13 protein-coding genes and 1 tRNA gene are annotated in these 13,675 nt (G+C 35.8%); 3 read left to right on the top strand and 11 right to left on the bottom strand.

Features of this window, described 5'->3' with window-relative positions; genetic code table 11:
- The first annotated feature begins 47 nt into the window (after positions 1-47).
- Positions 48-1,028, top strand: a complete 981-nt coding sequence (locus I0Q91_RS12785) for an amidohydrolase family protein (protein WP_270455008.1) — start codon at positions 48-50, stop codon at positions 1,026-1,028.
- Between the two features lie 70 nt (positions 1,029-1,098).
- Here I0Q91_RS12785 and I0Q91_RS12780 read toward each other — a convergent pair whose 3' ends face one another.
- The 4 genes from I0Q91_RS12780 to I0Q91_RS12765 form a co-directional block, all read right to left on the bottom strand.
- On the bottom strand, positions 1,099-2,598 hold the full coding sequence (locus I0Q91_RS12780; RefSeq protein ID WP_270455007.1) for a tripartite tricarboxylate transporter permease: 1,500 nt from the start codon (positions 2,596-2,598) through the stop codon (positions 1,099-1,101).
- A gap of 19 nt (positions 2,599-2,617) precedes the next feature.
- The gene (locus I0Q91_RS12775) at positions 2,618-3,127 is read right to left on the bottom strand and encodes a tripartite tricarboxylate transporter TctB family protein (RefSeq protein ID WP_270455006.1); all 510 of its coding nucleotides are present in this window, start codon (positions 3,125-3,127) and stop codon (positions 2,618-2,620) included.
- A 77-nt stretch (positions 3,128-3,204) separates the two neighbouring features.
- The gene (locus tag I0Q91_RS12770; RefSeq protein WP_270455005.1) at positions 3,205-4,179 is read right to left on the bottom strand and encodes a Bug family tripartite tricarboxylate transporter substrate binding protein; all 975 of its coding nucleotides are present in this window, start codon (positions 4,177-4,179) and stop codon (positions 3,205-3,207) included.
- A 175-nt stretch (positions 4,180-4,354) separates the two neighbouring features.
- Complete coding sequence (locus I0Q91_RS12765; RefSeq protein WP_270455004.1) at positions 4,355-4,537, bottom strand: hypothetical protein; 183 nt, start codon at positions 4,535-4,537, stop codon at positions 4,355-4,357.
- A gap of 152 nt (positions 4,538-4,689) precedes the next feature.
- On the opposite strand from I0Q91_RS12765, the gene I0Q91_RS12760 reads away from it, so the two are divergent.
- Entirely contained in the window at positions 4,690-5,376 is a 687-nt protein-coding gene (locus I0Q91_RS12760; protein ID WP_270455003.1) for a DUF554 domain-containing protein, read from the top strand.
- Between the two features lie 41 nt (positions 5,377-5,417).
- On the opposite strand, the gene I0Q91_RS12755 is transcribed toward I0Q91_RS12760, so the two are convergent.
- From I0Q91_RS12755 to I0Q91_RS12735, 5 genes are all read right to left on the bottom strand, one after another.
- A complete protein-coding gene (locus I0Q91_RS12755) occupies positions 5,418-6,275 on the bottom strand; it encodes a DegV family protein (RefSeq protein WP_270455002.1) in 858 nt (285 codons plus the stop codon).
- Positions 6,276-6,372: 97 nt separating this feature from the next.
- The gene (locus I0Q91_RS12750; protein WP_270455001.1) at positions 6,373-8,166 is read right to left on the bottom strand and encodes an alpha-amylase family glycosyl hydrolase; all 1,794 of its coding nucleotides are present in this window, start codon (positions 8,164-8,166) and stop codon (positions 6,373-6,375) included.
- 83 nt (positions 8,167-8,249) lie between these two features.
- A complete protein-coding gene (locus tag I0Q91_RS12745) occupies positions 8,250-9,371 on the bottom strand; it encodes a S1C family serine protease (protein WP_270455000.1) in 1,122 nt (373 codons plus the stop codon).
- A 147-nt stretch (positions 9,372-9,518) separates the two neighbouring features.
- Positions 9,519-10,364 (bottom strand): mechanosensitive ion channel family protein, encoded by an 846-nt coding sequence (locus tag I0Q91_RS12740; protein WP_270454999.1) that lies wholly within the window; start codon positions 10,362-10,364, stop codon positions 9,519-9,521.
- Positions 10,365-10,367: 3 nt separating this feature from the next.
- The gene (locus tag I0Q91_RS12735) at positions 10,368-11,978 is read right to left on the bottom strand and encodes an MFS transporter (RefSeq protein WP_270454998.1); all 1,611 of its coding nucleotides are present in this window, start codon (positions 11,976-11,978) and stop codon (positions 10,368-10,370) included.
- Between the two features lie 231 nt (positions 11,979-12,209).
- On the opposite strand from I0Q91_RS12735, the gene I0Q91_RS12730 reads away from it, so the two are divergent.
- Positions 12,210-12,404: a DUF6485 family protein gene (locus I0Q91_RS12730; RefSeq protein WP_270454997.1), complete on the top strand. Its 195-nt coding sequence runs from the start codon at positions 12,210-12,212 to the stop codon at positions 12,402-12,404.
- Between the two features lie 5 nt (positions 12,405-12,409).
- Here I0Q91_RS12730 and I0Q91_RS12725 read toward each other — a convergent pair whose 3' ends face one another.
- Together I0Q91_RS12725 and I0Q91_RS12720 are read right to left on the bottom strand one after the other, a co-directional pair.
- On the bottom strand, positions 12,410-13,120 hold the full coding sequence (locus I0Q91_RS12725; RefSeq protein WP_270454996.1) for a SagB/ThcOx family dehydrogenase: 711 nt from the start codon (positions 13,118-13,120) through the stop codon (positions 12,410-12,412).
- A gap of 349 nt (positions 13,121-13,469) precedes the next feature.
- A tRNA-Arg gene (locus I0Q91_RS12720) sits at positions 13,470-13,546 on the bottom strand.
- Positions 13,547-13,675: the final 129 nt, after the last annotated feature.

The raw sequence follows: 13,675 nt of genomic DNA, 5'->3' as shown, positions 1-13,675 counted from the left end.
CTCAATAATCCCTGCAATAACCTGTTATTTTGAAAGGAGAATTTTATATGAGTAAAATCAAGAATAATTTAAAAAAAATAAGAGAAAATAATAAAACTAGCAAACAATTTATTGAAGCTATAAAGGACCATAACCTTAATCAAATTAAAACTATCCCAAAAGGAGATTTACACAATCATGCCTTACTAGGTATGAGATTCTCACAATTTAATAAATATTTTAATGGCCAGGTCAAACCACCTCCAGCAAAAATGAACGGCCTTAAAGAGATGGCAAATTATTTAGATAATGAAACCATAAAATTTATAAATTCTAAAAATGAAATAGAAGATCTACTAAAAATAGCTATAGAAGAGGCTATTAATGATGGAGTCATCTTATTAGAGGCCAGTCTAGATGCCAGCTTTATCTCCTTTTATGATAATCATAAAGAATATTTCTCTATGATTCAAGAACTTAAAGAATCCTATTCTCAAAAGTTGTATTTCAGACCAGAATTAGGTGCAGCCAGAGTATTACCAGAGGACAAATGGAATGAATGGGTGCTTCCTTCTATTAAAAGCGGAGCCTTTTATTCAATTGACCTTTATGATTTAGAATCAGTAAATAATATAGAACTATATAGTAAATACTATGAAATAGCAAGAGAAAATGGGTTAAAAATAAAGGCCCATGTCGGCGAATTCTGCAACCCTGATCAAATTATTGAAACAATTAAAATATTAAAACCAGATGCAATCCAACATGGTATTCAGGCAATTAAAAGTCAGGAAGCTATAGAGTTAATTAAAAATAAAAATATTACCTTAAATATCTGCCCTACCAGTAATATCAAGCTTGGAGCAATAGAGAAATTTGAAAAGCATCCTGCTCCTAAATTATTTGAAGAAGGAATCAATATAACAATAAATACAGATGATTTAATGCTTTTTGACAGTTCAGTCTCAGAAGAATATTTAAAACTCTATAAAAAAGATTTATTCACAGCTGAAGAATTGAACACAATTAGAATCAATTCATTAAAATAATAACAGAAACATTGCTAAATAAATAAGTTATATTAAAGCCAGCACCCCAAGGTGCTGGCTAATAATTAAATTAAGCTATATCTTTTAACTTCTTATTTCTAATCCAATTCATAACATAAGTCAAACCTAAACTTAAGATAGTTAGAATTATTAAACCTAATGAATATGGCCTGGTAAAGAATGGAGTTATACTCCCTCCAGTAGCCATCATTGCTGTCCGTAAAGATTGTTCCATAATCGGTCCTAAAATTAGACCAAGAATCATTGGAGTCAATGGAAAACCAGACTTCTTTAAAATATATCCAATAGCCGTAAAAACAACTAAAACCCAGAGGTCATTAACACTATAGCGAATATTATAAGTTCCAGCAATCGACATCATCATAATTATTGGCAAAAGAATAGTCTTAGGAATCTTTAATGCCCATTTAAAGAATCTGATCATAACAGTATGCTGGAGAATAAACATAAATACATTAGCCACCAGGAGGCCAATAAACATCGCATAAACTAACTGAACTTCATTTCTAAATAATGAAGGCCCTGGTGTTACCCCATGGGTAATTAAACCAGCAAGAATTACAGCAGTAACAGTGTTACCAGGAATTCCTAAAGTTATGGTTGGTATATAAGCCCCTCCAGAAACAGCATTATTCGCTGATTCTGCAGCTACAACACCATCAATTATTCCAGTTCCAAATTTCTCAGGAGTCTTAGAAGCTTTCTTTGCCTGATCATAAGCAATAAAGTTAGCAACGGTTCCTCCAGCTCCTGGAAGCATACCCAGCCCAAGGCCAATAAAAGACGAACGAATAAAATTTTTCGTCTGGCCTGCCAGTACTTTAAATTCTAATTTCATTGAATCCAATTTATTTGAAGAATAAGCATACTTCTTATTGACATCTGCAGACTGAGTAAAAACCTCAGTAATTACAAATAAACCAATCATTGCAACCAGTAATTGTATTCCACCTTCTAATGGCCTTAGGCCATAGGTATATCTGGTAACCCCTGCAATTGGATCCGCTCCGATTGTTGCTATTAAAACTCCAAAAGTTGCACTGATTAATCCATTAATTAATGATTTCCCTGTTGTACTTGCAACAACAGTCAGACCAAAAATTCCTAAAATAAAATATTCATAGCTTTGAAAATTTAAAGTCACAACAGAAAGAGAAGGTGCAATTAATATTAATGCTATCATACTTATTAACCCACCAATAAATGATGAAAATATTCCATAAGTTAAAGCTTTACCTGGATAACCCTGCTGACATAATGGATAACCATCAAAGGTTGTAGCAATTGATGAGGGAGTCCCTGGCATATTAAGAAGAATTGCCGGAATCTTACCACCTGAAACTCCGCCAATATACAAAGCCCCTAATACTGCCATTCCAACAGCTGGTTCCATCCCAAAAGTAACAGGTAAAAGTAAAATTAATGCCAGAGTTGCAGTCAAACCAGGAATAGCACCAAAAATCAAGCCTAAAAAAGTGCCCCCTAAAAGCAATAAAAGCACATCAAACTGGAATATTATTGCAGCCCCCTGTGATAAACTGGATAACATAATTATCAATCCTTTCTATTTAAAAAATTAGCCCTGGAGGCAGATAAATATTCATAATAATACCAAATACAAGATATAAAATCAGAGTTATAAAAATAGCAAAACCTATAGATTTAAGAAATCTTATTTTTGTTTTCGGACCTAAAATAAAAATAGCCAGACTCATAAAAACAAAACCACTTTCAAAATAACCAATTATCCTTGTTAATAAAATATTTAAAATCAGCAATAAAAAAAGCGGAATAATTTTATCTCCTGCATCTCTAAACTCCTTGAAAATCTTTAATTCTTCAGCTTCTCTTTCCCCGGCATGATATTTAATAGCACTTCTAATTATATTTATAACACCTAAAATAACAAGTAAAAGAGCTACATACCTGGGATATTCATTAGCACCAACTATCTGCTGAAATCCTCTTCTAATATTAAATGATTCAAAATAAAAAATCAGACCAAAAACCACAAAGAAAATATTAACAAATAACTGAACCAAAAAATTTTTATCAAATTTTTTAATTATTGATTGCAATCTAAGAACCTCCAATCTCCATTATAATTATAGAGAAGGCCTAAATAGGCCTCCTCTATATAATATTAATTTCTGACTTATTCTAATAGATCGAACTCTTCTAAAAGTTCATAAATTATTACTTCATCATTTTCGAAATACTCAAGTAGAGTTGCTCCATCCTGGAAATTAACGAATAAACCATTATCAGCAGCTAATTCCTGGAAGCGTTCACTTGTCATAACTCTTTCAAAGAAGGCTGCAATCTCATCAACTATTCCCTGATCCATTCCTGGAGGACCCCAGACACCCATTCTATGACTTGTATTCATAGGAACTTCATAACCTAATTCTGCAAAAGTTGGTACATCAGGAAGAGATGGAATTCTTTCAGCTGATGATACAGCTAAAATCTCAAAATCTCCAGATTTATGCTCAGGCATAACTGTTGGTAGCTGAGTTAAAGCCATCTTATCTTCTTCAGCATACATAGCAGCAGTCATTGCACCGCCACCACCATGGGCAACATAACGAAGATCATCTCTAATACCAGCAGCATCTAATAACATTTCACCCATTAAGTGAGTTCCACCACCTAAAGAGCTACCTGCAAAAGTTGTCTCTCCTGGATGCTCGCGAACATACTGAACCCATTCCTCAAAATTTTCATATTTCCCAGGTAATGCAAAAGCAGCCTGTGGAACTTCAAATAACATAGCTATAGGTGTAAAGGCTTCATAACTCCAGTCTCTAACACCAAATGCCCTGTGGGTAATAAAAGATGTATGGTGATGTAAAAGCATTGATCCATCTGGATCTGCATCCCTTACTTCCACCATTGCATTACCGGCACTTGCACCAGCAATATTAGTAACAGTAAAAGCAACATCAAGCATATCCTCTTCTCTAACAACTCTTTCAATTAGACGGGCTGTAATATCACTCAATCCACCGGGATCATAGGGAACCACGTACCTAACATCTCTAGTAGGCCAGACATCAGCAGAAACAGAAGTCGCCATGATGCCAAAAGCTAAAAGTAAAACCAGTGTTAAACCTATCAAACGCTTCATCATAAATTCCTCCTCATATTTTTTTATATTTCTTACCCTAACAATATTCGACATTATCCATGCAAACCCTCTTTTTTAAATGAAATTGTTTTCATTAAATTTAATTTAATTATATAGCTTAATTTATAAATTAGCAATAAAAACTTTTTGCAATTCACCTGCAATCTAATTAAATTTAAAATAAATAATAAGAAAGCAAAAAATAAATTAAAGTTGCCAGGAAAGACGTTAAAACTGAAGAAATAACAACCTCTTTCTGACTATTATAGTAATTGCCTAACCCCCAGATATTTTTTGATTTGACAATATACTGAAATAATGCAAAAATTATAAAGAAAAGTATAACTTGAAATATCATGATAACCCCTCCTATAAATATTATAACATTAAATAACGACTATTAATATGGAAAATACTTGCTTCATTCTGTTAAAGATTATATACTAATATGAAGTAGACAAAATTCATTATTTAAAGAAATAGACTTTTATAAACTATGGGGGAATTACAATGACTGGAACATTTGTCAATGTACTGGCAATAATTGTTGGAAGTTTTTTCGGTGTCCTTTTTAGAGGGCGCTTTACAGATAATATTCAAAAAATAGTAATGCAGGGCATCTCCCTTGCTGTCATTATTATCGGCTTAGAGATGGCACTATCAATAGAAGGTTCAAATGAATTATTAATAGTAATATTTAGCCTGGTTATTGGTGGAATCTGTGGAGAATTATTAAAAATAGAAAAACATTTAGAAGAATTTGGTGAGAAGATTAAAGGTAAATTTGAAAGTAAAAATGAACTTTTTGTTCAGGGTTTTGTTCAGGCCAGCCTTATTTACTGTGTTGGCGCTATGGCAATTATGGGAGCTATCCAGGAGGGCATCCAGGGAGACGCTTCTCTGCTTTTTACTAAATCCTTATTGGATGGAACAACAGCCATTGCCTTTGCTTCAACTGCAGGCATTGGAGTTATGTTTTCAGCTATCCCTGTATTAATTTATCAGGGGGCAATAACTTTATTTGCATCTCAGGTTGAGTTAATTTTAACACCAGCAGTTATCAGTCAATTAACAGCAACTGGAGGCTTATTAATTGTTGGCATAGGTCTAAACATTCTAGAAGTTGCAAAAATTAAAGTTGGAAACATGCTGCCATCTATTTTGGTTGCAGTAATCCTCTCGTATTTAATATTATAAAAAAAATAGCCCATAATTAAATGGGCTATATCCTAATCTTATTATTCATCAAGCTCTGTTATTGCAAGCCCCAGCAGGCCTGGACCTGCATGTACCACCATTACCGGACTGATCTCTCCTAAAAAGATCTCTTTTATAGCAGATACATCTTTAAATTTATCTAAAAGTTCCTGAGCCTCATCAGGCGCTGCCGCATTCATAATATCAAGGCAATATTCTTTACCATCTTCTAACCTATTCTTTAAGATTGAATACATTTTCTTCAATGATTTTTTCCGTCCCCGGACTTTAGTAAATGTATAATACTCCCCATCTTCATCAATTGATATAATTGGTTTAACATTCAATAACTCACCGATTGTACCTGAGACCTTACCAATTCTACCACCTTTTTTAAGATATTTTAATGTCTCAACAACAAAGAATATATCAATTTTCTCCCTTTTAGCTTCAACCCTTTCAACAATCTCATCAAAACTATATTTTTCAGCAGCAACCAGGTCTTTAGCATAGAGAACTAATCGCCCCAGGCCCATAGAGAGCATTTTTGAATCAATGACTTTAACCTCAATATCTTCCATCTGATCTGCAACCATCCTGCAATTACTATAAGTAGCAGAAAGACCACTGGAAATATGAATTGAAATTATATGGGTATAACCGTCATTTTTCAGCTCAGTATAGAGATCTTCTATCTCCTGAGGAGAAGGCATTGATGTCGTTGGTATTTCTTCTTTCATACTTTCATAAACCTCTGAAGGAGTAATATCAACTCGATCATGATACTGCCTATCTTTATAAATAACTTTTAATGGCAATGACCTGATCCCATACTTATCAAGGTCTTCTTTCTTTAAATCTGAAGTACTATCTGTTACAATTGCAATTTTTTCATTCATGATTTTACTCCTTTTTTGAAAATATTTTAAAAACTAACTCCACAATAAAATTCAGACAATTAAATTATACCATTTTTCTTGTGATTATTAAATCCTTTTAACTATTCTTTTTATAAATAACCTGCCCGGCAACTGGAACAGTCACTTCTAAGAAATAATTTTCTGGATCAAGCTCCTGAACCTTTGAAGTGGTATCAATAAACTCATTCCTGGATGAATAAATACAGATAAACTCTTCTCCAGGATCCTGAAGATCACTATCAATCATTATCCTGACAGTTATATCCTCTTTAAGATTACAATTTATTGCTAGCAGATATTCATTCTGACTAAATATTCTTGACCAGCCAATAACCTCCTTACATCTGCCTTCATCACAATCTGGATAATGAAAATCCTCTTCCCTGCAGGATATCTCTCTTAAATATTGACGGCCCTTCATTAATTCAGTATGCTCTCTTCTTAGCCTGGCCAGTGTACTCATAGTCCTATAAACAGGATGTTCCTGATTAAAAAAACTTCTATCCTGGGTCCTAAAAGCACCAAAATCTCCACCAAACATCGCTTCCCTTACATAATGAGCATCATCTCCATGACCATCAAAGGCCTGCTCAGTACCATAATACATACAGGGAATGCCTGCAGTAAAAAGATTTAAAAAGATTGCATTTTCAAGTAAACTGGCAGTTTTTTTATCAGCAGCAAATCTCTCCTTATGAGTTTCCTGATAAACCATATCATGATCATCAAACATACTTATAACATTATTCTGGCACCATTTATGCTTATCCTCTTCTGCAAGATCAAAATTAGTAAAGATTGAAAAATAATCACTGGCTTTTCGATATCCTTTAGCAACCTCCTCTAAATTTTTAGGAATCTCATTAATCCCAAGAGCCGCACTTAAGCCAGTCTGCTCCATTAAATTCTTGGCAAACTCCATACCCCCGGTAATTTCACCAATTATATAAAAATTCTTCTTGCCCAGGGTATATGCAAATTCTTTAATCTCAGTTACAAAATACCTGGTAGCTCCAGGATACATATGCTTAACAGTATCAAGTCTGAACCCATCAATATCAGCATAAGCAATCCAGTATTTATAGCAGTCAGTAATTACTTTTAAAGCATCTGAAGCTCTAAAATCATTAAGTTCACCATGACCGGTATCAATATTCTTTAATGAAAAGAAGTCACCTTCTATATATTCAGGGAGCTTATCCCAATCTGTAATATATCCCTTACGACTAAAACTTTGCAGATTAAAAAGCTCTTCCGGCCAGATACCGCCATCAGGCCAGGCCAGATCTTTATCTGGACTTTCAGGGTCAATATCAGGTTCACCAGCTTTATTCCGAAAACCTTTCACCTCATGGACCTTATCTTCATAGGCTGGAGGCTCTCCTTTATAAGCAAAAACATCGCCACTATGATTTACTATCACATCTAAAATAACATAAATATCTCTGGCATGGGCTTCATTTACAAGCTTTTTAAGATCCTCTCTGTTTCCAAAGTGAGGGTCTATCTCTAGAAAGTTTTGAATACCATATCCATGATAACTTTCAGAAAAGGCAGGCTGTTTAAAGATCGGGCTAACCCAGATAGCAGTTACTCCTAGCTCCTTTAAATAATCAAGTTTATTAATTAACCCCTGAAGATTACCTCCATTCCAGCTATAACTTGCTTCAAGCCAGCTCTTTTCTTTCTCCTCAGTCTCAAGAGCATTCTCATAATCTTTTTCCAGGTCATAAAGAGGATATTCATTATCAGCAGCAAACCTATCTACAACTAAAAAATAAAGAACCTGTTCTTCCCAGGCCTCTGGCGACTTTCTATATTCCCTATCTTCAGTTAGACGATTAAAATCAACCTTTTCTATAGATTTCATCAAATACCCCCAATAAGATATAAGCCACCGGATTTAAACCCGGTGGCATGAAATTTATAATCAAATCCTGATTTCAATTACACTTAATAATCCATATCCCGCTGACCTATCTCTGCAAAAATCAGCTCAGTCTGACCTTCTCTTCTAACTCGGATCATAATTTCCTCTCCAACTTCTTTTTCACCAATTATTCTGGCAAGATCATTCATATCTTCAATTTTTTCCTGATCTATTTCCAGAATAACATCATAAGGCTGGATTCCTGCTTCCTCAGCCGGACTATTTCTAACAACATCAAGAACAATAACACCTTCCCTGGAATCTAAATTAAGATGATTCTGAATCTCCTGAGTTACATCTCTATAATAAACACCTAACCATGGTCTCTGAACAACGCCATATTCCTCAAGGTCTTCAATAGCAAACTTAACTTCATTTACCGGAATAGCAAAACCTATACCCTGAGCTCTAGTTGCAACAGCAGTATTAATACCAATCACTTCACCATCAATATTAAGCAAAGGACCGCCACTATTTCCAGGATTAATAGCCGCATCAGTCTGAATTAAATTCCTATAATTCCTGATACCGTCCTGGGTTGGTACCTGAATCGGACGGCCGAGAGCACTGACAACCCCGGTAGTAACAGTATGGTCAAATCCATAAGGATTACCGATAGCTATTGCCCATTCACCCTGGCGAATTTCATCAGAATCAGCCAGTGGAATAGGGTTAAAATCAATATCAGCATCGACCTGGATTATAGCTAGATCAAGCCCCTGATCAGCCCAGAGAACTTCTGCTTCAAAGGGCTCATCATGATTCTTCATTGTAACATAAATTCTATCTGAACCCTCAATAACATGCTGGTTTGTAACAATATAGCCATCTTCAGTTACAATAAATCCAGAACCAAATCCCTCTCTAATTTCAGGTTCATCATTATCCTCTGGATCCTCTGGAAATCTATCAGGGAAGAAATACCTAAAGAAAGGATCATCATAAAATGGATGACTCCTATCCATTGGCACCTCGCGCTCAGTCGAAATCATAACAACACTATCTCCAACTTCACTGGCAATATCAGCTATAACATTATTCTGTCCAGGAACCATATCCTCTTCAGCATTAGCTGCACCTGCAAAAACAAAGGTAAAAATCAGAGCAGAAACAAAAACAAATTTAATTGATCTTTTAAATCTCATTACTACCACTCCTTTATTTTTTAGATAGTCTAATTCCTTAACAAATTACATTCTGTTTTAATTATATTATAACAACCAAATCAAGTCAATCAACAAATATCTTCGCTAAAATCAAAACAAAAGTAGCAATAATTTTAATAAAGCTGTTTATCTATCACTTAGATCCTCTTCGTCTTTCAACTTTTTAATCGTAATAGCTGCAAGTTGATGATTGGGATAATAGATAGTTTCATCAGCAGTCTCAATAACTGTCACAAAAGTTTTAATAGTTCTTATCCTGCCCCTTTTATCTTCAAATTTTATTAACATACCTGGGTGAAGATAAGACCTTAAAGAATGCCTGGCAATATAGGCTGAAATCAATGGCCTTCCGCAGATTAAAACAATTACAAAAAGAGATACCAGAATACTACCACCAATAATTAAAAAACCAGCCAGTGAAATAAAGGGGACAACATTTAGATAATCAATAATTGCCAGCAAAGTTATAATAATTATAATAATTTTAATAAAAACAGCTATCTCATGGCTATGTTGAACACCAATTGACAATGTAAACTTTTCGCTCAACCTGGCTGATCTCCTGGCAATATAAATACCTAATGAGAGAATTACTATAGAAACTAAAATCTGGGGTATAAAAGAAAGGAAATTCTCCAAAAGGTTATAAGCAGCTGTTAAGCCCAGAGTATTGGCCGATAACATTAAAGCTGTAACAATTATTAGCCAGTATATTGCCTGGCCAATAAGTTGAGACGGCTTCCAGCCCCTTTCCCTTAACTGTCTCTCCTTAGCATTTAATTTTCCATACCAGATCCGGTTAAAGGCAATATCTATTCCAGCCACCCTTATACCTAACTTTACTAGCTTTCTTACAAAAAGAGCAACCAGCCAGCCAACTAAAAATATCGCCAGCCCGGTAAATAAAGTCGGAAGATAGTTCATAAAAGAAAACCAGTAATCTGTCAACTGCTGATAAAATTCTGTAAACATCTATTATTCCTCCTCTTCACCAACTCGGTTAAGCCAATCAATTAATTTAAAGAGCCTGCTTATCATAATCCCCTGGGTCTCTTCAGCTTTATCAATAATCAGTTCCAGCTGCTGATCGAACCTATTGGCCTTTTTACCAGCTCTATACCAGAGGTATCGACCTTTCCGAAATACTATATCAAGCTGAGATTCCCATTGAAATAAACCCTTTGAAACAGCCAGGTTAACATTCTCAAGGGATTGAAACCCTAAACCAGCCACCTGTTGAGCCGATCTAAAGGGGTGGAATACTGCTCTACTCTGATCCAGAATCTGTTGAATCGTCATCTGCCGTTCAACCTCTACCTGGGCCAGTAGCCCCAGACTTAAAACCCTCAAAATAACTGCCAGAATAAACAAAAAATGGAGTCCTTCTAATTCAATAAAATTATTGGTTAAATTTAAATCAACGGTTAATCCAGCTATTATCCCCCCAATTATCGGAGCAATAGCTGCCGCCAGGCCTGTCCCGGCAGCAAATAAGCCATAATATGCAATCCGGTATTTTTCTTTAGCAAGCTGCATCAATAAAAGTGATGTAGCCAGGCCAATACCAGACCAGAAAACCCCGGTTAGAAGATTAATTATCCAGAGCAGATTATAATTCTCAGCTGAAGTAAAGATCCAGACAACAGGCAACAATCCTGCTCCCATCGAAGAAAAATAGAGCAAAGATTTACTTCCTATCCTGTCAACAAACTGTCCCCAGTATTTCATCCCAACAATATTTGTCACCGCTGCCGCCAGGCCAAAAAGTGAAATCAATGTAAAGGGCAGCTCCAGGGTATCTATCATATATACTGAGAAAAAGGGACTGGCCAGGCCAACAGCAAAGGCCCAGGCCATACTAAAAATTATCAGCATCCGAAAATTATTATCCTGGAGCGGAACCTTTAAATTTTCAAAAAGCGTACTGGGATCTGCCCTTTCAGCCTCAGGTTCAACCCCGGAAGAAATTTTAGCCAGTATAATCCAGGAGATAACCCCTGAGCAGAGAGTTATAATAAATAATATTGAATAGCCTGTCAGAGGCCTCCCAGGCATTAAATTTTCCCAGAAATCTATCCAGAGCCCTGCCAGTAAACCGGCAGCCATGGCCGAAAACCCGGCATACATATTCCGCCTGCCAAAAAACTTTCCCCTTAAATTTGCCGGAATTATAGCCGAAATCCAGCCCATCCAGGAGACATTACTAAAGGCAGCTGCCAGGCTTGCCAGAAGCAGAAATAAAAAGAATAAAACTATTGCAAGCTCCCTGGCAAGGCCTAAATACAAATAGAGAGGAACTCCAGCAATCAATAACCAGAATACCCTATAAAAGCCAGCACTAATCAGACAGGCTCTCTTTTCCCCGCCAGCCTTATTTATATAGACTGGCCCAAATATCTGGGCCAGATTGGCCACAGCAGGAAGTGATGCCAGCAATCCAATCAGATACTGGGATAATCCTAATTCCAGAGCAAATCCAGTTAGATAAACTCCAGCAAAGATAGTCGTCATCACGTTACTAAAAAGCCCATCCTTAATCGAATACGACATATTCTTTTTTAATAAAGAATCATTTATTTCCTCCATACAACCACCCTAACAATCAAAAAATCAACGCTAATCCAATATCAACTCAATCCAGATAAAATTTAACTGATTAGAATTATATTTTTATCTCCTTAATTATAATTCCTGCTTCTTAAGATTTATCCTGCAGAAAACAAATATTTAATGCAGAAATTAATTATTAAATTGGACATTCCAGCAATTATTTTATAAAATTAATATGTGAAAATATTACTTAAAAGGAGGGTTACAATGGCTGAATGCAAAAATATTGAAGAAAACAAAGAAATCTGCAACTGTACTTATAGCTGTCCTAGAAAAGGCCTATGCTGTGAATGTCTCCATTATCACAGAGAAAAGGGCCAGTTACCTGCCTGTTATTTCAATGATGAAGCAGAAAAGACATACGACCGGAGCATCGAACATTTTATCAGCTTAAATCAATAATCAGGTTATAGAGAAAAATTATTTCCAGGATATCCTAATGGCATAATTATTAAGGGTTCCTCAATTCCACCCAGAACCTCCTGAACCTGACTATCCTGAAATGCTCCTATCCAGACACCTTTTAACCCAAGATTTTCTGCCATCAAATTAGCATTCTGAGCTGCAGCACCAGCCTCTATTTCAACATAGCGCCTGCCCCTTTCGCCATATCGACCTGTTGTCCTCTGATAATCAGCAGCAATCACAATTGAGAAAGGGGCAGCCTCTATTGCCTGCTGATTTAAAGCTACAGCAGCAAGCTCCTGAGATCTATCACCCTCAGCAACAATTTCCAGGCTCTCATCTTCAGATAAATACCTATAAACCCCTGGCTCTAAACCTCCAACCTGACCTGCCACCAGATAAATAGATAACGGATCAGTCGCTCCAGCTGAGGGGGCAGCTCTGGTTGGCCCGGTAACACCATCTACTGTAATTCCAATTGTTGACCAGAGAATCTCTGCTACCTTTTCAAGCTCAACTTCTCTATCCTCAAATTGCCTGACTGAACTCCGATAAAAGATCAACTCACCTAATTCAGAATCCCTAAACTCAACTTCTGGTAATTCAACATCCTCTCCAGCAGATACTGACTGAAAAGCCCCGGCCATCACCAGCATAATAATGCAAAAAGAGATAACTAAAATACCTTTCTTCTCAATTAATTCAGCTCTCATTTTTACACCCCCATAAATATATTAATCGATACCACCTATTTAAATTATATCTAGATATAATCAAAATAACAATAACTCATATACCTTTCCTCCAATACCTCCCCGGTATCTCCTCGGTACCTCCCCAGTACCAACCCAGTACCAACCCAGTACTAACCCAGTACCCATCTTATTAATATATATCATCTAACTTAATTCTAGCAACTATAAATAAAAATATTAAAGCAAAATATTTAATACGGGACTCATCTGGGACCTGGATATCTCTATAAAAACAAAAAAACCTCCCATCGGGAAAATGGAAGGTGTTCTAATCATTGCTATTTGAATAAGCTTGAATAAGAAAGAATGGTGCGCCCGGGAGAACTCGAATCCCCAGCCTACTGATCCGTAATCAGTCGCTCTATCCAATTGAGCTACGGGCGCATATCTCCAACAATATGTATAATAACATATACCGACTAAAAAAGCAAGGCCCTAGAAAATAAATTAAAAATATAATTAAATAGATAAAATCAGCTATTTCTGATACTATAAAAATAGTCATATCAAGAT

Origin of the sequence: Halonatronomonas betaini (genome assembly GCF_015666175.1) — a bacterium.
GTDB classification, from domain to species: domain Bacteria; phylum Bacillota; class Halanaerobiia; order Halanaerobiales; family Halarsenatibacteraceae; genus Halonatronomonas; species Halonatronomonas betaini.
The sequence above is the reverse complement of the archived record's forward strand: the minus strand, read 5'-3'. Positions and strand labels throughout refer to the sequence as shown.

Excerpts from the sequence above, each read along its gene's own strand:
- I0Q91_RS12785 (WP_270455008.1), top strand. The coding sequence starts at position 48 with ATGAGTAAAATCAAGAATAATTTAAAAAAAATAAGAGAAAATAATAAA.
- I0Q91_RS12780 (WP_270455007.1), bottom strand. The coding sequence starts at position 2,598 with ATGTTATCCAGTTTATCACAGGGGGCTGCAATAATATTCCAGTTTGAT.
- I0Q91_RS12770 (WP_270455005.1), bottom strand. The coding sequence starts at position 4,179 with ATGAAGCGTTTGATAGGTTTAACACTGGTTTTACTTTTAGCTTTTGGC.
- I0Q91_RS12765 (WP_270455004.1), bottom strand. The coding sequence starts at position 4,537 with ATGATATTTCAAGTTATACTTTTCTTTATAATTTTTGCATTATTTCAG.
- I0Q91_RS12760 (WP_270455003.1), top strand. The coding sequence starts at position 4,690 with ATGACTGGAACATTTGTCAATGTACTGGCAATAATTGTTGGAAGTTTT.
- I0Q91_RS12755 (WP_270455002.1), bottom strand. The coding sequence starts at position 6,275 with ATGAATGAAAAAATTGCAATTGTAACAGATAGTACTTCAGATTTAAAG.
- I0Q91_RS12750 (WP_270455001.1), bottom strand. The coding sequence starts at position 8,166 with ATGAAATCTATAGAAAAGGTTGATTTTAATCGTCTAACTGAAGATAGG.
- I0Q91_RS12745 (WP_270455000.1), bottom strand. The coding sequence starts at position 9,371 with ATGAGATTTAAAAGATCAATTAAATTTGTTTTTGTTTCTGCTCTGATT.
- I0Q91_RS12740 (WP_270454999.1), bottom strand. The coding sequence starts at position 10,364 with ATGTTTACAGAATTTTATCAGCAGTTGACAGATTACTGGTTTTCTTTT.
- I0Q91_RS12735 (WP_270454998.1), bottom strand. The coding sequence starts at position 11,978 with ATGGAGGAAATAAATGATTCTTTATTAAAAAAGAATATGTCGTATTCG.
- I0Q91_RS12730 (WP_270454997.1), top strand. The coding sequence starts at position 12,210 with ATGGCTGAATGCAAAAATATTGAAGAAAACAAAGAAATCTGCAACTGT.
- I0Q91_RS12725 (WP_270454996.1), bottom strand. The coding sequence starts at position 13,120 with ATGAGAGCTGAATTAATTGAGAAGAAAGGTATTTTAGTTATCTCTTTT.